This window comes from Streptomyces sp. NPDC002138, assembly GCF_040296485.1.
Classification (GTDB): Bacteria; Actinomycetota; Actinomycetes; order Streptomycetales; family Streptomycetaceae; genus Streptomyces.
This window is the reverse complement of the sequence record NZ_JBEOXE010000090.1, coordinates 1-21,113: the sequence shown is the minus strand read 5'-3', so window position 1 is coordinate 21,113 and position 21,113 is coordinate 1. Positions and strand designations below refer to the sequence as shown.

The following is a 21,113-nucleotide window of genomic DNA, read 5'->3' as shown; positions in this document are numbered from 1 at the left end:
CGCCGACCGGCGGTGAACGCGGCCGAGTCGGCTGTGCCGGATGTGACGGCCGTCTCACGGGCGGGGCGGTGGCGGAGGTTCGTCGAGGGCCTCGCCTCGGCCTCGATTCCGGGCCTGACCTGCACGTCCGTGGGATCCGGCAGTATCGGGCACCGCTCTGCGGCGGGGCAGGATACTGCAAGATCTCGGAAAAGGGAGGCGCCGCGGGAATTCTGTCCCGATTCCAGTCGTTGTTTCCTTCGGATGCGGGCACTCGGGAGAGTGTGCCGGGGGCCGCAGCCAGTTGTACCGCCTTACCGCCACACCAGTAGCAGCAGCCGCACCGCGACCGAACTCTTTGCAAGGGAGCACGCATGGCAACCCGCGCCGTCGCCCGTCGTCAGTCCTCCGGTTCCAGCAGCGGGCGCGCTGCCGGCGGGGAGATCGCCGATCGCGACCTGGTCGGCATGTACCTCGACGAGATCGCGCGCACCCCGCTGCTCGACGCGGCGAAGGAAGTGGAGCTCTCCCAGATCATCGAGGCGGGCGTGTACGCCCAGCAGATCCTCGACGGCCGGATAGAGCGCGAGGGCGATGCCCTGCCCACGACCGAGGAGCTGGAGGCGCTCGCCGCCGAGGGGGAGCGCGCCAAGGAAGTCTTCATCCGTTCCAACCTGCGCCTCGTCGTCGCCGTGGCGCGCCGCTATCCGCGCAGCGGGCTGCCCCTGCTCGACCTGATCCAGGAGGGCAACGCCGGTCTGGTGCGCGCGGTCGAGAAGTTCGACTACGCCAAGGGCTTCAAGTTCTCCACGTACGCCACGTGGTGGATCCGCCAGGCCGTCACCCGCTCCATCGCCGATCAGTCCCGCACGATCCGCCTGCCCGTCCACCTCGTGGAGGAGCTGGGGCGCATCCGCCGGGTGCAGCGCGAGTTCAACCGGGAGAACGGGCGGGATCCGGAGCACGCCGAGATCGCGGCCGAGCTGGAGACGACGCCGAAGCGCGTCGGTGACGTGCTGGACTGGGCGCGCGACCCGGTCAGCCTGAACATGGCGGTCGACGACGAGGGCGACACCCAGTTCGGTGACCTGCTGGAGGACACCTCGGCCGTCTCGCCGGAGCAGTCGGTCATGTCGCTGCTGCGCAGCGAGGAGCTCGAGGACCTGATCGCGAAGCTCGACCAGCGCACCGCGTCGATCATCAAGATGCGGTACGGGATCGAGGACGGGCGGGAGCGGACGCTGACCGAGGTCGGGAAGCAGCACGGGCTGACGCGCGAGCGGATCCGGCAGATCGAGAAGCACGCCCTCCTGGAACTGAAGCGGATGGCCCGCGACACGGGCTTCGACGCGGTGGCCTGACCCGGGCCTGACCCCCGTCCCCCCAAACCGCCCCGGCACCTACCCCCCCAGGTGCCGGGGCTTCCCCACCCCCGCCCGCGCCCTCAATCGCCGGGCGGGCTGTATCTGCCCCCGCGCGCGCGGGCACGTGCGCCCTCAATCGCCGGGCGGGCTGGATTTGCTCCCGCCCGGTGGGCTGCCTCGTCCGCGTCGGAAAGATGCGCGCCGGGCAGGGCCACAATCCAGCCCGCCCGGCGTTTGAGGGCACGCGGTAGGCGCGGCCGACGGGAACGGTCACGGCTGCGCCGGGTAGGGCCGAATTCCAGCCCGCCCGGCGTTTGAGGGCACGCGGTAGGCGCGGCCGACGGGAATGGTCATGGCTGCGCCGGGCAGGGCCACATTCCAGCCTGCCCGGCGTTTGAGGGCACGCGGTAGGCGCGGCCGACGGGGACGGTCATGGCTGCGGCGGGCAGGGCCGAATTCCAGCCCGCCCGGCGTTTGAGGGCACGCCGTAGGCAGCGGCCCCCGGCGCCCCTGGCCGGCCCACCCCCCCGCCCCCCGGGAAGGAACGTCACGGCTGGGCCGCCGCCGCCGCGAGCCGGTTGCCCAGGGCCAGGGCGGTGGCCGCCAGGGACGCGGGGGACAGGACCGTGAACGGCAGGCCCGTCAGGGCCAGCCGCGCCGCCAGCCACTCCGGCGCGTCCCCGCAGGGAAACCGCACCCGGCACCCCCCGGCCGGATCGGACCAGGCCGGCCCCAGCCACCCCGGCACCGCCTCCGGCTCGGCGGCGAAGTGCAGCTCCACCTCGTACGTCTCCCCGGGCCCACCCCGCAGCCCCCGCTCCACGAACGCCACCGCGTCCATCGGCAGCTCCCGCTCCGTGAACCGGGCCCCCGTCGCGAACGGCTCGCTCACCCGGTCCACCCGGAACGTCCGCCAGTCCTCCCGGTCCAGGTCATAGGCGACCAGGTACCACCGCCGCCCGGTGCTCACCAGCCGGTTCGGCTCCACCAGCCGCCGCGTCCCGGCCCCGTCCCTCGCCCGGTAGGCGAACCGCAGCCGCTCCCGCCCGGCCGTCGCCGAAGCGATCGCCGTCAGCGTCCGCGGGTCGATGCTGGCCCCGTCCCCGCGAGTGAGCGCGACCGTGGCCGACTGGAGCGAGCTCACCCGGTGCCGCAGCCGCGAGGGCAGTACCTGCTCCAGCTTGGCCAGGGCCCGTACGGACGCCTCCTCGACCCCCTCGATCGCGTGCCCGGCCCCGGCCCGCAGCCCCACCGCGATGGCCACCGCCTCCTCGTCGTCCAGCACCAGCGGCGGCATCGCCGCCCCCGCCACCAGCCGGTACCCGCCCTCCGCGCCCAGCGTGGCCTCGACCGGGTATCCGAGGTCCCGCAGCCGGTCGATGTCGCGCCGGATGGTCCGCGAGCTGACCCCGAGCCGGTCCGCCAGCTCGCTCCCGGGCCATTCGCGCGGGGTCTGGAGCAGGGACAGCAGGGTCAGCAGCCGTGCCGGGGTGTCGGTCATGAGCCCAACATTGCCAGGGAAATAGGACACCAACTGACCTACATGCCGTCTAGGTTTCTCCTCATGAGCACGGAGACCTCCAAGACATCGCCCGAGAACGAGACCGGGCCCGAATCAGCAGCAGAAGAGTGGGGTGAGACCCCGCTGGACGCCAAGGCCGACCGCCGCCGCTGGCTGGCGCTCGCCATCGTGATGACCGCGGCCTTCATGGACCTGGTCGACGTCACGATCGTCAACATCGCGATACCCAGCATGCGGGGCGACCTGCACGCCTCGACCAGCGCCATCCAGTGGATCACCGCGGGCTACGCGCTCGCCTTCGCCGCCGGTCTGATCACCGGTGGCCGCCTGGGCGACATCTACGGCCGCAAGCGCCTCTTCCTCATCGGCATAGCCGGCTTCACCGCCGCCTCCCTGCTCTGCGGCATCGCCGCCAACCCGGCCATGCTCGTCACGTCCCGCCTGCTCCAGGGCTCGATGGCCGCCATGATGGTCCCGCAGGTCCTGGCCATCATCCACGTCACCTTCCCGCCGCACGAGCGCGGCAAGGTCTTCGGCATGTTCGGTGCGATCGTCGGTCTCGGCGCCGTCTCCGGCCCCATGCTCGGCGCGCTGCTCACCGAGTGGAACATCCTCGGCCTCGAATGGCGCCCGATCTTCCTGATCAACCTTCCGGTCGGCATCGCGGGCGTGATCCTGGGCCGCAAGTTCATCACCGAGTCCAAGGCTCCCCGCGCCCTGCGCCTCGACCTGGTCGGCGTCCTCATCGCCACCGCGGGCATGGTCATGCTGATCTACCCCCTCACCCAGGGACGCGAGAACGACTGGCCGCTGTGGGGCTTCCTGTGCATGGGCGCGGTCCCGTTCCTGATCGCCGGGTTCATCGCGTACGAGAAGTACAAGATCCGCAAGGACGGTTCGCCGCTCGTCGAGCTGTCCCTCTTCAAGGTCAAGAGCTTCGCCGCCGGCATCGCCGTCCAGCTCACCTTCGGCATCGCGACCGGCATCTTCTTCCTGGTCTGGACGATGTACATGCAGATGGGCCTCGGCTGGAGCGCGCTGCGCGCGGGCACCACGGGCATCCCCTTCTCCATCGCCGTCTCGGCCGCCGCGGGCCTGTCCGTGCAGAAGCTGGTGCCGCGCTTCGGCCGCAAGGTGCTCCAGGCGGGCGCCCTGACCATGGCCGCGGGCCTGCTCCTCTACATCTGGGAGTCGCAGCACTACGGCATGGACATCGCCTCCTGGCAGATGGCCGCCCCGCTCGTGGTGATGGGCATCGGCATGGGCCTGATCGTGGCCCCGCTGACCGACACGGTCCTCTCGGAGGTGCCGCGCGAGCATGCCGGTTCCGCCTCGGGCCTGATCAACACCACCGGACAGATGGGCAACGCGCTCGGCCTCGGCCTCACCTCGGTCGTCTACTTCGGTGTGATCGAGAACGACACGGTCTTCGGGCCGCAGTACGTCGAGGCCTTCCGCAGCGCGCTGTGGTGGGTGGTCGCGGTCCTCGTCGTGATCTTCGCGGTGATGTTCGCGCTGCCGCGCAAGCAGGCCGCCGTCTCCCACGAGGGTGACGGCGCCGGCGACAACGGCGCCGGCGGCGAGATCGCCCTGGAGAAGGTCCCGGTCGCCTAGGCCCTCCGGCCCCACTTCACGGACATGCCCGCCTTTGTTGGCGGGCATGTCCGTTTTTATTTGTTTCGGCTGCGAAGCGGGCGTACGGTGAGGGGGAACCCACCGAGTCGGGCATCGAACGGACGTAAACCCACATGTACGCACCGGAGCGCCAGCAGGAGATCCTCCGCCTCGCCCGCGAGGCCGGGCGGGTCGACGTACTCTCCCTCGCCGAGCAGTTCCAGGTCACCGCCGAGACCGTACGCCGTGACCTCACCGCCCTGGACCGGGCCGGGATGCTGCGCCGCGTCCACGGCGGGGCCATCCCGGCCGGGCGCCTCGACTTCGAGCCCGACCTCACCGAGCGCGAGTCCACCGCGGCCGACGAGAAGGACCGCATCGCGGCCGCCGCGCTCGCCGAGCTCCCCGACGGCGGCAGCGTGATCCTCGACGCGGGCAGCACGATCGCCCGCCTGGCGGCCTCGATCCCCGTCGACACGGCGCTGACCGTGGTCACCCACGCGCTGCCCGTCGCCGCCCGGCTCGCCGATCACACCGGCATCGACCTGCACCTCGTCGGCGGCCGGGTGCGCCACCGCACGCGCGCCGCCGTCGACGCCTGGGCGCTGCGCGCGTACGCCGAGATCCGCGCCGACGTCCTCTTCCTCGCGACGAACGGCTTCAGCGCGCAGGGCGGGCTCACCACCCCCGACCTGGCCGAGGCCGCCGTCAAACGCGCCACGATCGCGGCCGCCCGCCGCGTCGTCGTCCTGGCCGACTCCTCGAAGTCCGGGCAGGAGCAGTTCGCGCGCTTCGGCTCCTTCGCCGACGTGGACCTCCTCATCACGGACCGGGGCCTGGCCCTCGAAGACAAGGCGGCGATCGAGGCCGCCGGTACGGAAGTCGTGCTCGTATGATCCTCACCGTCACCCCCAACCCCTCCCTGGACCGGACGTACGAGGTCCCCGCGCTCGACCGGGGCGAAGTGCTCCGCGCCACCGCCGAGCGGGTCGACCCCGGGGGCAAGGGCGTCAACGTCTCGCGCGCGGTCGCGGCCGCGGGCGTCCGCACGACGGCGGTCCTCCCGCTGGGCGGCGCTCCCGGCGCGCTGATCGCCGAACTCCTCGGCGCCCAGGGCGTGGACGTCACCGCCGTCACGATCGCCGGTCAGACCCGCTCCAACATCTCGGTCGCCGAACCCGACGGCACCCTGACGAAGATCAACGCGGCCGGTCCCGAACTCAGCGCGGCCGAATCCGGCCTGCTCCTCGACACCGTCCGCACCTGCTCCGGCGGCGCCGACTGGATCGCCTGCTGCGGCAGCCTGCCGCGGGGCCTGGCCCCGGAGTGGTACGCCGACCTGGTGGTACGGGCCCACGAGGCGGGGGCGCGGATCGCCCTCGACACCTCCGGTCCCGCCCTGACGGCCGCGCTGGCGGCTCGCCCGGACGTCATCAAGCCCAACGCCGAGGAGCTCGCGGCGGCTGTCGGCCGGCCGCTGCCCACTCTGGGCGACGTGGTCAAGGCCGCCGAGGAGCTGCGCGCGCTGGGGGCCGGGGCGGTCCTGGCCTCTCTCGGCGCGGACGGCCAGCTCCTGGTCGGCGCCGAGGGTACGTACTACGGCACGGCGGGCGTGGACGCGGTACGGAGCAACGTGGGCGCCGGTGATGCCTCCCTGGCCGGTTTCCTGATCGCGGGCGGCGCGGGGCCCGATGCCCTCGCCTCGGCCCTGGCGCACGGCGCGGCCGCGGTCCAGCTGCCGGGCAGTGCGATGCCGACCCCCGCGGACCTGCGGCCCGACGCGGTCCGCGTCACCGGGGAGGTCCCCCTGGACCTCGTCCTGGGCCTTTCCCCCTCCGAACGGAGTGACGAGCGATGAGTGCGACGACCACGATGATCACTGCGGAGCTGGTCGACCTCGACCTCGCCGCCGACTCCAGGGAGGCGGCGGTCCGGTCGCTGGCCCTGCGGATGCTGGGGCTGGGGCGGGTCACGGACCTGGAGGGGTTCCTCGCGGATGTCGCGGCGCGGGAGGCGCAGATGCCGACGGGGCTGGAGGGCGGGATCGGTATTCCGCACTGTCGCAGTGCGCATGTGGCCGTGCCGACCCTTGCGTTCGGGCGGGCGGTTTCCGGGGTCGACTTCGGTGCGGCGGACGGGCCCGCGGACCTGATCTTCCTGATCGCGGCGCCTGCCGGGGCCGATGACGCCCACCTGACGATCCTGTCCTCGCTGGCCCGCCGCCTGATGCGGCCCGAGTTCGTCGCCGCCCTGCGCGCGGCCCCGACCCCGTCCGAAGCCGCAACCCTGCTGGCGCCCCCGCCCCCCGCCTCGGCAACACCCCCGGGCTCCGCCCCGACCCCCGCCTCACACGCCGGCGAGGCTGGGGTTGCCCCCGTCGGCGGGTCGGCCGCAGCACCACCGCCGGGCTCCGCCCGGACCCGCGCCTCACACGCCGGCGAGGCGGTAAATGCCCCCGCCGCCGCTGAGTTGGCGGAGCCAACGTCAGCCAGCCCGGCAACGTCAGCCCGCCCGGCGTTTGAGGGCCCGCCGGAGGCGACCGGAGCCACGGCGGTGCTTGAGCCGGACGTCTTGGGCTCGGCGGTGCACCGGCCGCGCGAGGGTGGCGGGGGGTCGGCTGCCTTCAGGGTGGTGGCCGTCACCTCGTGTCCCACCGGGATCGCGCATACGTACATGGCCGCCGAATCCCTGCAGCGCGCCGCAGCCGCCGAAGGGATCGAGCTCGTCGTCGAGACCCAGGGATCCGCCGGATTCGTCAAGCTGGACCCCGCCGACATCGCCGCCGCCGACGCGGTCGTCTTCGCCCACGACGTCCCCGTCCGCGACCGTGCCCGCTTCGCGGGGAAGCCGACCGTCGACGTCGGGGTGAAGGCCGGAATCAACCGCCCCGCCGAACTCCTCGCGGAGGCCCGCGACAAGGCCGCCCGGGGCGAGACGTCGGCCGGGGCCGAGACCCCGCGGACTCCCGTCGAGAAGGCGGGCGAACAGGGCGAGGGCTACGGCTCCCGGCTCCGCACCTGGCTCATGTCCGGCGTCAGCTACATGGTCCCCTTCGTCGCCGCCGGCGGCCTCCTCATCGCCCTCGCCTTCGCCATCGGCGGCTACGGCATCAACGAAGCCCCCTCCGTCGCCGAGCACTTCGTCTGGACCGAGTCCGCCAGCTGGGCGGCGCTCCTCTTCCAGACCGGCGGTCTCGCCTTCGGCTTCCTCGTCCCGGTGCTCGCCGGTTACATCGCCTACGGCATGGCCGACCGCCCCGGCCTGGTCCCGGGCTTCGTCGGCGGCGCCGTCGCGCTCACCATCAACGCCGGTTTTCTCGGCGGCCTGATCGCCGGTCTGATAGCCGGCGGCACGGTCCTCGCCGTCCAGCGGGTCAGGGTCCCGGCCGCGATGCGCGGGATCATGCCGGTGGTCGTGTTGCCGCTCATCGGCTCGGCCGTGACGGCCTTCCTGATGTTCCTCGTCATCGGCAAGCCGGTCGCCTCGCTCCAGCAGGCCCTGACCGACTGGCTGTCCGGCCTCTCCGGCGCCAACGCGGTCATCCTCGGAGTCGTCCTCGGCATGATGATGTGCTTCGACCTCGGAGGCCCGCTCAACAAGGTCGCCTACGCCTTCGCCATCGGCGGCCTCGCCACCCCCAACGAGGGCAGCCTCAAGGTCATGGCCGCCGTGATGGCCGCCGGCATGGTGCCGCCGCTCGCCATGGCCCTGGCCACCACCGTCCGCGGCAGGCTCTTCTCCACGACGGAACGCGAGAACGGCAAGGCCGCCTGGTTCCTGGGCGCCTCGTTCATCAGCGAGGGGGCCATCCCCTTCGCCGCGGCCGACCCGCTCCGGGTGATCCCGGCCTCCATGGCGGGCGGCGCCGTCACCGGCGCCCTCTCGATGGCCTTCGAGTGCACCCTGCGCGCCCCGCACGGCGGCATCTTCGTCATCCCGCTGATCGGCAACCCGCTGCTCTACCTGATCGCGATCGCCGCCGGTACGGTCGTCACCGCGGGCCTGGTCATCCTCCTCAAGGGGATCCGCCGCCCGGCCCCGGCCACCGCGAAGGAGGCCGCCGAGGCCGCCGAGGCCGACGCCGGGACGCCCGCGCCGGTCGCCGCCTGACCGCCGCTCCCGGGCCCCGTCACCTCACCCCGCCCCACCTCTCACCTCACCCGCGCGCGGAGCTCCATGGCTCCGCGCGCGGCCGTCTCGCTCTCATAGACCTCGCACATGTGCCGCCCGTCCGGGGTGGCCGTGTGCTCGACCTCCCACAGGCTCAGCTCGCTCCCGTCCAGCAGGACGAAGGCGTGTTCGTACAGGCTGAAACCGGCGCCCCGGCCGTCCGCGAGGCACTGCCGGGTGCCGAACGCCTGGGTGATCCGGTGCGCGTACGCCGAGGTCAGCAGCCGCGCCACCGCCTCGCCCGGCCGGTCGGTGTTCTCCGCGCGGCGCAGCACCCGGCGGGCGTGGTCGGCGGACTGCTCCACCGCGTACTCCCGGTGCCGCTGGACCGGCGCGGACGCCGCTGACAGGGCGCTGAGCAGGTCGTGGTCGCCGAGGCCGCCCTCGGCTTCCTCCATCAGCGTGAAGTCCCGGACCGCGGCGGGGTCCTCACCGAACAGCCGGACCACGGCCAGCGCCGCCTCGGCCTTGCTGACGAAGATCTCGTGCCGGGTCGTCCGGTCGTGCTCCAGCCGGTACGCCAGCTCCCACAGCGTGGCGGAGCCGCCGTCGGTGAGCAGGTAGGTGTGCCGGTGGGTCTCCCGCCAGCGGCCGGCGGTCGGGCCGTGCTGCGTGCTGTGGAGCGAGGAGCTGTGGGCGAGCGCCGTGCCGAGGCGCTCGACCAACCGGTCCGGCAGGTCGAAGGAGTTGAGGGCGCGGCCCAGGAGTCGCTCGAGGTGCGCCTCGGTTGTCTCGTACGGATCGCTCAAGGTGGGTCTCCAGGCCGTCGCAGCTTGTCACGTCACGGAAGCTCAACGTAGCCCCTGGCTCTGACATCACGTCCGGGGTTCGGTAAAACGTCCGGGAAGTGCCAGGGGTTCCCGGCACTCCATCCGGTCAACTTGCGTACGAACAGCCCCGGTTCACCATGATCCGTGCCGAAGTGCGGGACTATGGGCCGTATGGCAACGAATACAGTGGGCGTCCCCCGCCGACAGGGGCAGACCCGCGGTCGACACGACGGCGGACCGGACGAACCGGTCGCGACTCCTCGCGCACTCGCCTGGCTGCTGGTTCTCACGGGGGCGGCCGGGCTGCTCGCCTCGTGGGTGATCACCCTCGACAAGTTCCTCCTGCTGGAGGACCCGGACTTCAAGCCCGCGTGCAGCCTCAACCCGGTGGTCTCCTGCGGCAGCGTCATGCAGAGCGACCAGGCGGCGGCCTTCGGCTTCCCCAACCCGATGCTGGGTCTGGTCTGTTACGCCGTCGTGGTGTGCGTCGGCGCGGCGGTGCCGGCGGGCGCCCGGCATCGTGGCTGGTTCTGGCTGGGACTGAACGCGGGCACGCTCTTCGGTGTCGGCTTCTGCACCTGGCTGATGGTGCAGTCGCTGTACGAGATCAACGCACTGTGCCTGTGGTGCTGCCTGGCCTGGGTGGCGACGCTGCTGATGTTCTGGGCCGTCACCGCGCACAACGTCCGTACCGGCGTACTGCCCGCTCCGGGCCCGGTCAGGACCTTCTTCGCCGAATTCGGCTGGGCCCCGCCCGCGCTGCACATCGGCGTGATCGGGATGCTGATCCTCACCCGCTGGTGGGATTTCTGGACCGGCTGAGCGGGCGCGCGCGGACCGGACCGACGGCGAGGGCCCCGGCAGCTGGACGCTGCCGGGGCCCTGTCACTTCGCTCCACGGGCGCGGGGGCCCGGACCGGAAGGGGAAGCGGTGATCAGCTGCCCGCGGAGAGGTTGCCCGAGAGGACCGGGATGTTGTCCAGGATGTGCGACAGGGACTCGTCGCCCTTGGCCTGGGTGGAGTTCTCGGTGCACTGCTGGTTCATCGGGTTGGACAGGACGTTGATGTCCTGGACGCCGATGTTGAGCAGGGCCACCAGCGACTGGGCGTTGACCTTGGCGGGCAGGCCGATGCAGGGCTTGTTGGCGGAGCCCTGGACCAGGCTGAGCTGCGGGCTCATGTCACCCGTGGTCTTCTGGTTACCGTACACCTGGGAGGCGCCGTTGCCATTGACGGTGTTGACGCCGTTGTCGTTGCCGATGGCCAGGGCCGGGGCGGCCGTGGCGACACCGGCGGTGAGCACGGAGGCGCCGATCAGGGTGGCCTGGACGAGCTTGTTCATCATGTTCCTTTAGTCGCACGAGTGCCCGCTACTGGAGCGCCCTGATCAACTGCCCGGTCACGGGGTTGGTTCCGCTGCTTCACTCAAACGGCCCGCTCCGGGCCGGGTTTTCCCCACCCCGGGTGAGCGCGCTCCGGACGCCTGCGCGAAGCCCGTACGCAGCCCGGAGCCCTCCGGCTCCGGTTGCGGTCCGTAGAACCTATAAGCACGGTGGGTGAGACAAGCGGACTGCCGTGGTCCGCTCTGCCTGACCATCCGAAGGAACCGCCATGCACCTCACCAAGGCGTCCCGTGTCCGCGTCCTCGTTCCGGCCGTCCTCACCGCGGCCATACTGTTCGGCGCCTCGGGCCCGGCGAGCGCCCTCGACGGTGAGAAGAGCGCCGCGCTCACGGAGCGGGTGGCCGCGGCCCAGCAGCAGATCGACGAGCGCGTGGCGGCGGCCGGTCCCATCGACGACCTGCTCGCGGGCCTCACCAAGACCCTCACGGACCTGCTGGCTTCCCTGCAGGGCCTGATCAAGCTCCCCGAGATCAAGCTGCCGGAGATTCCGGGGGTCAAGCTCCCGGACATCAAGGTCCCGGACGTCAAGCTGCCCACGCTCCCCAAGATCCCGGCCATCCCGGCGATCCCCGCGATCCCGGCGATCACTCCGCTGAACCCGGCGGTGCCGCCGGCGGACACGCTGGTGCCGGAGATTCCCGACATCCCCGACATCCCCGTCCGTTAGCCGCGCCGACGGTCCTGTCGCGGTTACGACTATTGCTCTGAACAGGTCGGATTCCGTGCCAGGCCGTGTCGTCTCGGGAGTTGAACCGTTTCGCTCGGTGTGAGCCCCGGTTCGGGGCAGGACATCGAACAGAAGGTGCAACTCCCATGAACTCTGCCAAGAAGGCCGCCCTGGTCATGGCCGCCGCTGGTCTCGCCGCGGCCGGTGCCGCCGGTTCCGCTGCTGCCGACGCCTCGGCCGAGGGCGCGGCCGTGGGTTCCCCGGGTGTCCTGTCGGGCAACCTCGCCCAGGTCCCGGTCCACGTCCCGGTCAACGTCTGCGGTAACTCCGTGAACGTCATCGGTCTGCTGAACCCGGCGTTCGGTTCGGTCTGCGTCAACGACTGACGTCGTACCGCGTGTGACTGTGGGCGCCACCGGCATCGCCGGTGGCGCCCACAGTCGTTGGTGCGGGGTGCGGGAGGGTCAGTTCTTGCCGTTGTTGAGCTTCACGCCGCCCAGCATCGGCGTCAGCTTGGTGGCCTGGTTGGCGGCGCCCAGTACCTCGGTCGGCCCAGCGTTGCGCAGCTGGTTCACCTTCTGCGCGGTACCCACGACCTTGCCGACGGTGTCGCCTTGCTCGGCCAGCCCGTTGCCCACCGTCTGGGGCAGCGACGCGGAGACGGGCGCGGTCGCGTTGATCACCTCGGTCACGCCGCCCGTGAGGCTCATGGGGGGCATCGCTCCCGGCTCGGCCGCGAAGGCGGGGGTCGCGGCGCCGAGGGCGGCGACGGAGCCGGCGAGGACAGCGGCGATCTTCGTGTACTTCATTATCGAAACCCTTTTCCAGTGACGACCGTCGCGTCACTTTCGCCCTGGGTAACGATTGCCCCCGGTTACGGAAACTCTGTCGGACGCGGAAACGGCCGGAGAATCCGACATGGATTCTCCGGCCGCTGTGATTTCCGAATGACCGCCCGATTGTCGGACCGGTCGGATCCGGTCAGGAAAGGCGCGACCTCCGGTACAGGATCGAGCCGCCGAGCAGCAGGGCCGCCGCCAGGGCAGCCGCGGCAGCGGGCTGACCCCCGGCTCCCGTCTCGGCCAGCATGGGTGCGGCCATCGGGGCGCGGGCCGGGGCCTGCGGCAGGGGTGCCGGGAGGGTGACCGGGGGAGCCTCGACGGCCGGCACGGGGGCCGGTGCGGGCGCCGGGGGCAGGTGGATCGGGGCGTCGCCGGCCGGAGCGGCCGGGGGCTGGTCCACCGCGGGCGCCGCCGGACGTACGGCCTCGGGTACGGGCACGGGCGCGGGCGCGGGGACCGGCGCCGCGGCGGGGGCCGGGGCGGGCGCGGTCACGGGCACCGGGGCGGGAGCGGCCTGCGGAGCGGGGGCGGGAGCCGGGGCCTGCGGAGCAGGAGCAGGAGCCGGGGCCGCCGGGTGCTCCACGACCTGGCTGCCGTGGTGCTGCGGCCGGGGCTCGGGAGCCTCGTCGGGCACGACCGGCGCGGGCCGCGGGGCGGGCCTGGGCGCCGGCGCCACGTGGTGGACCGGAGCGGGCTTCGGCTGGGCGTGCGCCGGTGCCGGGGGCGCCGCGTGGTGCGCGGGCGCGGGCTTCGGCTTGGCGTGCGCGGGCCGCGGCGCGGGGGGCGCGTGGTGGGCCGCCGGGGGCGGGGTGGCCCGCGGGTGCTCGTCGCAGTCCTCGTCGGATCCGCCGTCGTGGCCGCCCTGGTGAGCGGCCTGGTGGGTGCCCTGGGGGGCGCCTTCGTGGTGCCCCTGCCCGTGCTCCGGTCCGCGCTGCTCCGGCATCCGGTGCTCCGGCATGCGCTGTTCCGGCATGCGGTGTCTGCCGCTGCCGGGCTGCTCGTCGTGGCGCGGGCTCTCCTCGCGGCGCTCGTGGTCGCCGCGCCGCTCGCGCTCGTCGAGGTAGCGCTCCAGCGCCTCGGCGTTCTGCGGGCTCAGGTAGCGCTCGTAATCGGCGTGGCCGGCGTGGCCGCCCCCGTCGGCGGTCACGCAGGTGCCGCCCATGGCCGGGTTCAGTCCGGCGGCGCCGTCCACGCTGTTGCCGCAGACGTTCGGCGAGAACGTGATCGGTACCGAGACGCTGTTGCCCGCCAGCACACCCGGCGAGTGCGCGGCCTCGGCCGTCGCTCCGGTGTGGGCGTACGCCGCGCCGGTAGCGATCGACAGCAGGCTCGACGCGGCCGCGGCCGTGAGCACTCCCTTGCCAAGTACTTTTCGGCTCAGTACCTGTCGCATGGGTCCTTCCCTGTCTACCGGCGAGGCTGCCGGTGCTTGATCGAAGGTGGCCTCGGAGTGCACCGCCGTGCACTCCGAGGCCACCCCGAGGAGGTCTGCCCTTGCGGGCTCAAGCGTTCCGTCAGGCGTTGACGCAGGTGGTGCCGAACGCCGGGTTGAGCAGCGCGATCACGTTGACCGTGTTGCCGCAGACGTTGATCGGGACGTGCACCGGCACCTGGAGGAGGTTGCCCGACAGCACACCGGGGGAGCCGATGGCCGCACCGTCGGCGTTCGCGTCAGCCATGGCGGGGGCGGCGGCACCGACGGCCATCAGAATGCCGGCTGCCAGTACAACTGCCTTCTTGTACGTCATGAGAATTTCGATCCTTTCCCGCAGAGGCGTATCCACTGCATGAATAACAACGAGCCGTGCGGGGAAAAGAAACCGCAGGAATCCGCGTATCTCGCGCCGCTCGGGCCGGATTCACCCCGATGCCCACCCCGGCAGAAATGCACGGGATATACCCGGGCATTTCTCGCACACGGGCGGCGGACGCAAGGCGGGGCCGCCGCGACCCGAAGGTGCGGCGGCCCCGACCGTGTGTTCCGCGATCAGCTGCCGCTGGAGACGTTGCCCGAGAGGACCGGGATGTTGTCCAGGATGTGCGACAGCGGCTCGTCGCCCTTGGCCTGGGTGGAGTTCTCGGTGCACTGCTGGTTCATCGGGTTGGACAGGACCGGGATGTCCTGGACGCCGACGTTCACCAGGGCCAGCACCGACTGCACGTTGGCCTTGGCCGGCAGGGCGATGCAGGGCTTGTTCAGGGAGCCCTGGACCAGCGCCATCTGCGGGCTCATGTTCCCGTAGGTGGCCTGGTTGCCGTAGATCTGCGCGGAGCCGTTGCCGTTGGTGGTGTTGACGCCGTTGTCGTTCCCGATAGCCATCGCCTGCGGGGCCATGGCCGCACCCATGCCCACGACGGAGGCGGCAACAGCCGCGGTGGCCATCATCTTCTTGATCACAATCGTCCCTTTTCTGCAGGATTGCCCGGTACAGGAGCACCCGGAACAACGGCCCCGCCCCGTGATGGGTTGCGTGGCTTCACCCGGATGCCGACGTTTCGGGCGGCACGGTTGACGGTCAGGCGTTCACACAGGTGCTGCCGAACGCGGGGTTCAGCAGGGCGATCACGTTGACGGTGTTGCCACACACGTTCACCGGGACGTCGACCGGGACCTGGAGCAGATTGCCGCTCAGCACGCCGGGGGAGTCCTTGGCCACACCCTGGGCGGAGGCGCCGTCGCCACCGTGCGCGGAGGCGAGGCCCGCGCCGCCCATCAGCACCGCGGCGCTCGCGACGGCCAGCGTGGTGCCGCGCATCAGCCTCTTCTTCATCTCCGTTATCCCTTTCGGTTCGAACAATGGTGCACCCCCCATAACGACCTGCCATCCGCAAGGGTGCGTGGTATCGCCCAAAAGGCCGTACGTGCGAGTCCGGCGTGATTTCCCGCTTGAGTTCTGACAAAGTTCACTCCTGTTTTGTCCCCTTGATCGAAAATGGAGACAGGGTCATGGGTTCCTCCCGCAGAATCCTCGGTTCACTCGCCCTGCTGTCCTGCCTCGCACTTTCGGTGAACGTTTCTGCGGCGGACGCCGCGGGGCCGCCCCCGAAGGCTCCGGCCGGCCGGGAAATGGCCCGCATCCCCTTCACCCAGCGTTACCAGGCCGAGCTGCACGGCGGGCTCGTACGGGCCTCCAACGCCGGGATCAGCTGCCGCAAGGAGGAGTCCCCCCAGGCCGAGCCGTGCGAGGAGGTCAAGCGCGGCGCGGCCGGGGTGAACAGCGACTTCGAGATGTTCTACAGCGAGGTCGACAAGGACCCCGACACCTACAACTCCACCCGCGCCGAGCTGAAGATCCCCAAGGGCGCGAAGGTCGCGTACGCCCGCCTGTACTGGGGCGGGAACCTGCGCGTCGGGGAGCAGAAGCCGCCCGAGGACAGCGGCCGGGTGCTCGTCGCCGAGCCGGGCGGCGCGTACAAGGAAGTGCTGGCGGACACCGTGATCGGGCACCGCTCCGACGCCGGGAGCGACGCCTACCAGGCGTCCGCCGACGTCACCCCGATGGTCCGCAAGGGGGGCACCGGGATGTGGACGGTGGCCCAGCTCAACATCGCCATGGGCAATTCGCCGGTGGGCGCGTGGGGCGGCTGGACGCTGGTCGCGGCCTACGAGCAGCCGACGGAGCCGGCGCGCCGGGTCTCGGTGTGGGACGGCTTCGAGGAGCTGCGCGCCGGGGCCGGCCCGGCGTCCGCCGAAACGGTGGAGGTGTCCGGCCTGGACGCGCCCGCCGGGGCGACCGGACGGGTCGGGGTGGTCGGCTACGACGGCGACCGCGGGGTCCTCGGGGACTCGCTGACGGTAACCGCGGACAGTGGTCGGCGGTTGAATCTGAGCGACGGCGAAAACCCGTTCAATGACGTGATGAATTCGACCATCACTGATTTCGGGCATTCCGCTTCCGTACGACAGCCTGAAAATATGAATAATCTCGGATATGACGCGGACGTGTTCGACCTGAGTCCCGCCCTGTCCGGTGGTGCCCGCAACCTGACCTTCAGGTTCACGGGCGAAAACCAGGGTCATTTCCTCGGTGTGCTCTTCGTTCAGACAGACGCGCGCCGCTGATCGCAGGAGACCGCTCCACGTGCCGTCAGAACAAGTGCCGCAACATGTGCCCCAGCGCGTGCCGGACCAAGTGACCGTCTTCCATCTCGTCCAGCCCGTGGAGGGCGGCGTCGCCCGGGTCGTCATCGACCTCGTACGCGCCCAGGCCGCCGCGGGGCTGCGCGTCGTCGTCGGCTGCCCGCGCGGCGGGCAGCTCGCCGACGGCGCCCGGGACGCCGGGGCCCAGGTGTTCACCTGGCGGGCCGGCCGGGCCCCCGGGCCCGGGCTCGCCGCCGAGGTCAGCGGCGCGGTCCGGCTGGTCCGCCGCGTCCGGCCCGACCTGCTGCACGCGCACAGCGCCAAGGCGGGCCTCGCCGGACGGCTCGCCGTGCGCGGCACGCTGCCCACCGTCTTCCAGCCGCACGCCTGGTCCTTCGACGCGGCCGGCGGAGCCACCGGCGCGCTCGCGCTGCGCTGGGAGCGCTTCGGTGCCCGCTGGGCCGACCGGGTGCTCTGCGTCAGCGAAGCCGAGCGGCGCGCGGGCGAGTCGGCGGGCATCACCGCCCGCTGGTCCGTGATCCGCAACGGGGTCGACCTCGCTCACTTCCGCCCTGGCGGCCGGGGCGGCGCCGACCAGGCCTCACAGGACCGCGACAAGAAGCTCGCCCGCGCGGAACTGCCGCTGCCCGCCGGGTTCGCGGACGGCGCGCCGCTCGCCGTCTGCGTCGGCAGGCTCTGCCAGCAGAAGGGCCAGGACGTGCTGCTGCGCGCCTGGCCGGAGCTGCTCGGGACGGTCCCGGGGGCGCGCCTCGTCCTGGTCGGAGACGGCCCCGACAGCGAACGGCTGCGCCGGACCGCGCCGCCCGGCGTGCACTTCGCCGGAGCCGCCGCGGACATCCGACCGTGGCTTCGGGCCGCCGATCTCGTTGTACTTCCGTCGCGGTGGGAAGGGATGGCGCTCGCCCCGCTCGAAGCCATGGCCTGTGGCCGCCCGGTCCTGGTCTCCGACGTGAGCGGCGCCCGGGAGGGCCTGCCACCGGGCCAGGGCGCGTTGTGCCTGGTGCCGCCGGAGGACCCGACGGCGCTGGCCAAGGCGCTCGGCCGACTGCTGGCCGAACCGCGGTTGCTCGCCGAGCTGGGCGAGCGGGCGCTGCAGCACGCGCGGACGGACCTCGACGTGCGGCGTACCACGGACGCGGTCACCGGTCTGTACCACGAACTGCTGGGCCGGCCCCGGCCCTTGAACCAGGAGCGCATCAGCCGATGACGATGGACAGCGCACATGCCCGGCCCTCCGGGCAGAGCGGTACGGGGCCCGCGGGCACCACCGCGGTCCGGCGCTCCGCGGCCGCCATCCACCCGCCCCGCGGCCCCAAGGCCGAACAGGCCCGGCCCGTCCTGCGGCCGCAGCGGGTCCGCCGCCGCGACGGGATCGGCCCGCTGCTGACCGTCGACGCACTCGCCGCCGTCCTCACCACGACGGCCCTGCCCGGCCTGGACCTGCCCGGGCAGGCCGCCGCCCCGATCGCCCTCCTCGCGGCCGCGCTGCACGCCCAGGCCGGGCTCTACCGGCCGCGCCTGGCACCCTCCGCGCTGCTCGAACTGCCCACGCTGGCGGGCCGGGCGGCGGTGCTGTGGTGCGGGGTCGCCGCCGTGGTGGCCGCGGCCGCGCCGCGCCAGGCGCTCGGCTGGGGCGTCCTGCTCACCTGCGTCGGCCTGCAGTTCCTCCTGGCCTGCACCGGGCGCGGGCTGGTCAACCAGCTCCGCAGGCGCACCGCCGTACGCTCCCCCCGCTCCGCCCTGGTCGTCGGACCCGGCGCCGGGGCGGGCGCGGTGGCCGCCGCCCTGCACGGGCGCCCCGAGTACGGGCTGCGCCCGGTGGGGCTCGCCGACACCGCGGGCGGCGCCGACGACGTCGCCGGGACCGGCCTGCCCGTCCTCGCCACCCACGAGGACATCCGGCGGGCCGTGATCCAGAACTCCGTGCGCCACGCGGTCTTCACCCGCCCCCCGGAGGCCGACGAGCGCACCGCCTCGCTGGTGCGGCTCTTCCACGACCACGGCTGCCGGCTCTGGCTCGCCGACCCGGCCGGGACCGCCAAGGTCACCGGCATGCGGGTGGCCCAGCCCGCCGACCACCTGTGGGGGTACTCCGTACAGCCGATGCTGCCGCGGCCCGCCCGCGCGCTGGAGCGCTACGGGAAGCGGATCATCGACTCCGCCCTCGCCGCCCTCGCGCTCTGCGCCGCCGCGCCCGTCATGGGCGCGTGCGCGCTCGCCGTACGGCTCAGCGACGGACCCGGGGTGATCTTCCGTCAGGAGCGGGTGGGCCTGTACGGGCGCCCCTTCACCCTGCTCAAGTTCCGCACGCTGCGCCCGGCCGACGAGCACGAGTCCGCCACCCGCTGGACCGTCGCGAACGACAACCGGATGGGGCCCGTCGGCTCCTTCCTGCGCAAGTCCTCGCTCGACGAGCTGCCCCAGCTGTGGAACGTCGTGCGCGGTGACATGAGCCTGGTCGGGCCGCGCCCCGAACGCCCCTTCTTCGTCGCGAAGTTCGCCAGCGTCCACCCCGGCTACGAGGCCCGCCACCGGATGCCCGTCGGCATCACCGGCCTGGCCCAGATCAACGGGCTGCGCGGCGACACCTCCATCGAGGACCGGGCCCGCTTCGACAACCACTACATCGACACCTGGTCGCTCTGGCAGGACCTGTGGATCCTGGCCCGCACCGCGGCCTCCTTCTTCCGCTTCCGGCTGGGAGGCAGCTGAGCATGAGCACCGCCCACGCCACACCCACGCCGCGGTTCGACCTTCCGGGCGCGCTGCGCCGCCACTGGCCGCTGCTGCCGCTCGCCGCGACCGTCCTGCTGCTGTGCGCTCCGCTGCCCGCGGGGGACGCGAGCGCCTCCGGCAAGGTCACCCCGGCCGACGCGGCCTCCCTGCTGCTGGTGTTCTGCTGCGGGGTACAGGCCCTGCGCGGGCAGACGCGCAGGCTGAGCCCGCTGGGCGCGTTCCTGCTCGGGCTGCCGGCGGCCGGGCTGGCCGTCGCCACCGTCACCGCCGCCGATCCGTACGCCGCCCTGCCCGGCTTCGTGCGCTACCTCCAGGTGTTCGTGCTGGTCCCGGCCGCGGTGGTGCTGCTGCTGCGCGACGCGCGGGAGTTCCGCCTCGCCGGGGCGTGCTTCGTGGCGCTGGCGCTGGTCCAGGGGGCGGTGGGCGTCGTCCAGTTCGCCACGCACACCGGAGCCTCGTACCAGGGAGCCGACATCCGCGCGGTGGGCACCTTCGGCCCCGGCGACGTCATGGGCATGGCCACCGTGGTGGCGTACGGGCTGATCATCGCCACCGCCGCCGCCCTGACCCCCACGCTGTCGCAGCGGGTCCGGCGCGCGGCCACCTTCTCGGCGGTGGCGCTGCTCGTACCGCTCGGGCTGTCCTTCAGCCGGGGCGCCTGGATCGCCACCGTCGGCGCCGGACTCGCCGTCATGCTGATGGCCGGGGTGCGGCGGGCGCTGAAGGTGCTCGTCGCGCTCGGCGCGGCCGGGGTGGTGCTGGTGGGCGGCCTCGGCTTCGGCTCCGAGATGATCACCGAGCGGCTGAGCTCCATCACACAGGTGTCCAGCGCGCCCGACCAGTCGGTGACCGACCGCTACACGATGTGGGCCGCCGCCGAATCGATGTGGCGCGAGCGGCCCGCCGCCGGGGTCGGTCTCAAGGGCTTCCCGGCCAACCGCGACAGCCACTCCTCGCTCGGGCTGTCCTCGGGGAGCGACACGGCGGGCGCGGGCCAGGCCTTCATCCGCCAGCCGCTGCTCTCCCCGCACAACATGTACCTGCTGGTCCTCAGCGAGCAGGGGCTGATCGGGCTGACCGCGCTCGCGGGCGGCTGGGCGGCGCTGCTGGTCGCCGGGGTACGGCGGGTGCTGGCCCCGGATCCGGCCGCTCGCCGGATCCGGGACTGCGGGCTGGTCGCGACCGGGCTGTTCGTCTGGCAGCTGACCGACTTCCTGTACGCCGACATCGGCGGTCCCTCCACCGTCCTCACCGGGGTGATCATCGGCCTGGCCGCCTGGTGGGCGCTCCCGTCACCGGCCGGTGACGGCGCCGTGGCCCGTGCGGCCGCCGCGTGACCGATACGACGCCCGTGACGGGCGCCCGGAGGCCCGCCCCCGCCCCTGTGGCCGGGGCGGGCCCCGCCCACGTCCCGCCCGGTGGCCTCCCCGCCGGGCAGCTGCCGGTGGCGGCCCGGGGGAGCGATCCGGCCTTCCCGGGCCCGCCCGCCGGGCCGGTGCCCGCGCCCCCGGCCCACCCCCCGGACCCCGGCCCCGCGCCGGGCCGGGCGCCGGACCGCGGGCACATCCTGGGCACGGGCCCGAACACGGGCCTGCGCCCGATGGCGGCCGGGGGCCCGGCCCCCGACCCCGGTCCCGGCGGCGGCGCCGCGGCGGCCCCGTGGGGCGCCGCGCTCGGCGGGCCCGTACGCGTACCGGCCGTCCGCGAACCGGCCGCCCGCGAACCGGTCGTCGGCGCCCGGCTGCCCTCCTTCGGGGGCGAGCCCGGCGCGGCGTCGGGCGGTCCCGCCGGCGCCGGGATCCGGCGCGGCGGGGCCACCGGCGTGCAGCTCCCCGGGGCCCCGGCCGCCGGTCTCGTCATCGCCAAGGCCTGCCGTTCCAGCAGGCCGCTCAGGGCGTCGACGCCGGCCCGGTCGTGCGCGGGATCCTGTTGTCCTCGTGCGG

General features: G+C 72.9%; 20 protein-coding genes and 1 pseudogene. 13 read left to right on the top strand and 8 right to left on the bottom strand.

The genetic code is table 11. The features are described from left to right. Positions 1-353: 353 nt before the first annotated feature. Positions 354-1,340, top strand: coding sequence for a sigma-70 family RNA polymerase sigma factor (locus ABT084_RS34500; protein ID WP_351052734.1), 987 nt, complete (start codon positions 354-356; stop codon positions 1,338-1,340). Positions 1,341-1,890: 550 nt separating this feature from the next. Here ABT084_RS34500 and ABT084_RS34495 read toward each other — a convergent pair. Continuing rightward, positions 1,891-2,844: a helix-turn-helix transcriptional regulator gene (locus ABT084_RS34495; RefSeq protein WP_351052732.1), complete on the bottom strand. Its 954-nt coding sequence runs from the start codon at positions 2,842-2,844 to the stop codon at positions 1,891-1,893. A 63-nt stretch (positions 2,845-2,907) separates the two neighbouring features. Here ABT084_RS34495 and ABT084_RS34490 point away from each other — a divergent pair, with 63 nt between their 5' ends. The 4 genes from ABT084_RS34490 to ABT084_RS34475 all read left to right on the top strand — a co-directional run bounded on the left by ABT084_RS34490 (position 2,908) and on the right by ABT084_RS34475 (position 8,589). After that, positions 2,908-4,479, top strand: coding sequence for an MFS transporter (locus ABT084_RS34490; RefSeq protein ID WP_351052729.1), 1,572 nt, complete (start codon positions 2,908-2,910; stop codon positions 4,477-4,479). Between the two features lie 134 nt (positions 4,480-4,613). Continuing rightward, the gene (locus ABT084_RS34485) at positions 4,614-5,375 is read left to right on the top strand and encodes a DeoR/GlpR family DNA-binding transcription regulator (RefSeq protein ID WP_351052727.1); all 762 of its coding nucleotides are present in this window, start codon (positions 4,614-4,616) and stop codon (positions 5,373-5,375) included. Then, positions 5,372-6,337 (top strand): 1-phosphofructokinase, encoded by a 966-nt coding sequence (gene pfkB, locus ABT084_RS34480; protein ID WP_351052724.1) that lies wholly within the window; start codon positions 5,372-5,374, stop codon positions 6,335-6,337. The genes ABT084_RS34485 and pfkB overlap by 4 nt, the downstream gene beginning before the upstream one ends. Next, positions 6,334-8,589 (top strand): PTS fructose transporter subunit IIABC, encoded by a 2,256-nt coding sequence (locus tag ABT084_RS34475; RefSeq protein WP_351052721.1) that lies wholly within the window; start codon positions 6,334-6,336, stop codon positions 8,587-8,589. The genes pfkB and ABT084_RS34475 overlap by 4 nt, the downstream gene beginning before the upstream one ends. A 41-nt stretch (positions 8,590-8,630) precedes the next feature. Here ABT084_RS34475 and ABT084_RS34470 read toward each other — a convergent pair whose 3' ends face one another. Then, complete coding sequence (locus ABT084_RS34470; protein WP_351052718.1) at positions 8,631-9,398, bottom strand: DUF6227 family protein; 768 nt, start codon at positions 9,396-9,398, stop codon at positions 8,631-8,633. Positions 9,399-9,590: 192 nt separating this feature from the next. Here ABT084_RS34470 and ABT084_RS34465 point away from each other — a divergent pair, with 192 nt between their 5' ends. After that, positions 9,591-10,241 carry a vitamin K epoxide reductase family protein gene (locus tag ABT084_RS34465; RefSeq protein WP_351052715.1) on the top strand — a complete coding sequence of 217 codons (651 nt, stop codon included), beginning with the start codon at positions 9,591-9,593 and terminating at the stop codon, positions 10,239-10,241. A 113-nt stretch (positions 10,242-10,354) separates the two neighbouring features. Here ABT084_RS34465 and ABT084_RS34460 read toward each other — a convergent pair whose 3' ends face one another. Beyond that, positions 10,355-10,762, bottom strand: coding sequence for a rodlin (locus tag ABT084_RS34460; RefSeq protein WP_502969266.1), 408 nt, complete (start codon positions 10,760-10,762; stop codon positions 10,355-10,357). A 269-nt stretch (positions 10,763-11,031) separates the two neighbouring features. On the opposite strand from ABT084_RS34460, the gene ABT084_RS34455 reads away from it, so the two are divergent. Both ABT084_RS34455 and ABT084_RS34450 read left to right on the top strand, forming a co-directional pair. Continuing rightward, the gene (locus ABT084_RS34455) at positions 11,032-11,490 is read left to right on the top strand and encodes a hypothetical protein (RefSeq protein WP_351052710.1); all 459 of its coding nucleotides are present in this window, start codon (positions 11,032-11,034) and stop codon (positions 11,488-11,490) included. Between the two features lie 146 nt (positions 11,491-11,636). Next, a complete protein-coding gene (locus ABT084_RS34450; protein WP_351052707.1) occupies positions 11,637-11,876 on the top strand; it encodes a chaplin in 240 nt (79 codons plus the stop codon). A gap of 78 nt (positions 11,877-11,954) precedes the next feature. Here the strand turns inward: ABT084_RS34450 and ABT084_RS34445 are convergent, their stop codons facing one another. The 5 genes from ABT084_RS34445 to ABT084_RS34425 all read right to left on the bottom strand — a co-directional run bounded on the left by ABT084_RS34445 (position 11,955) and on the right by ABT084_RS34425 (position 15,103). Continuing rightward, positions 11,955-12,299, bottom strand: coding sequence for a hypothetical protein (locus tag ABT084_RS34445; RefSeq protein ID WP_351052704.1), 345 nt, complete (start codon positions 12,297-12,299; stop codon positions 11,955-11,957). Positions 12,300-12,471: 172 nt separating this feature from the next. Further along, entirely contained in the window at positions 12,472-13,725 is a 1,254-nt protein-coding gene (locus tag ABT084_RS34440; RefSeq protein WP_351052702.1) for a chaplin, read from the bottom strand. Positions 13,726-13,846: 121 nt separating this feature from the next. Beyond that, positions 13,847-14,080: a chaplin gene (locus ABT084_RS34435; protein ID WP_351052700.1), complete on the bottom strand. Its 234-nt coding sequence runs from the start codon at positions 14,078-14,080 to the stop codon at positions 13,847-13,849. Positions 14,081-14,319: 239 nt separating this feature from the next. Then, the gene (locus ABT084_RS34430) at positions 14,320-14,730 is read right to left on the bottom strand and encodes a rodlin (RefSeq protein ID WP_351052697.1); all 411 of its coding nucleotides are present in this window, start codon (positions 14,728-14,730) and stop codon (positions 14,320-14,322) included. Between the two features lie 118 nt (positions 14,731-14,848). Continuing rightward, positions 14,849-15,103, bottom strand: coding sequence for a chaplin (locus ABT084_RS34425; protein ID WP_351052694.1), 255 nt, complete (start codon positions 15,101-15,103; stop codon positions 14,849-14,851). Between the two features lie 176 nt (positions 15,104-15,279). Here ABT084_RS34425 and ABT084_RS34420 point away from each other — a divergent pair, with 176 nt between their 5' ends. The 5 genes and pseudogenes from ABT084_RS34420 to ABT084_RS34400 all read left to right on the top strand — a co-directional run. Continuing rightward, positions 15,280-16,395, top strand: a complete 1,116-nt coding sequence (locus ABT084_RS34420) for a DUF3344 domain-containing protein (RefSeq protein ID WP_351052693.1) — start codon at positions 15,280-15,282, stop codon at positions 16,393-16,395. A 58-nt stretch (positions 16,396-16,453) separates the two neighbouring features. Then, the gene (locus ABT084_RS34415) at positions 16,454-17,641 is read left to right on the top strand and encodes a glycosyltransferase family 4 protein (RefSeq protein ID WP_351052690.1); all 1,188 of its coding nucleotides are present in this window, start codon (positions 16,454-16,456) and stop codon (positions 17,639-17,641) included. Further along, the gene (locus ABT084_RS34410; protein WP_502969265.1) at positions 17,638-19,146 is read left to right on the top strand and encodes an exopolysaccharide biosynthesis polyprenyl glycosylphosphotransferase; all 1,509 of its coding nucleotides are present in this window, start codon (positions 17,638-17,640) and stop codon (positions 19,144-19,146) included. Before ABT084_RS34415 ends, ABT084_RS34410 begins: the two co-directional genes overlap by 4 nt. A gap of 2 nt (positions 19,147-19,148) precedes the next feature. Continuing rightward, a complete protein-coding gene (locus tag ABT084_RS34405) occupies positions 19,149-20,507 on the top strand; it encodes an O-antigen ligase family protein (protein ID WP_351052687.1) in 1,359 nt (452 codons plus the stop codon). Further along, positions 20,504-21,113 (top strand): annotated as a pseudogene (locus tag ABT084_RS34400) (hypothetical protein); the annotation flags it as partial. The gene ABT084_RS34405 and the pseudogene ABT084_RS34400, both read left to right, overlap by 4 nt.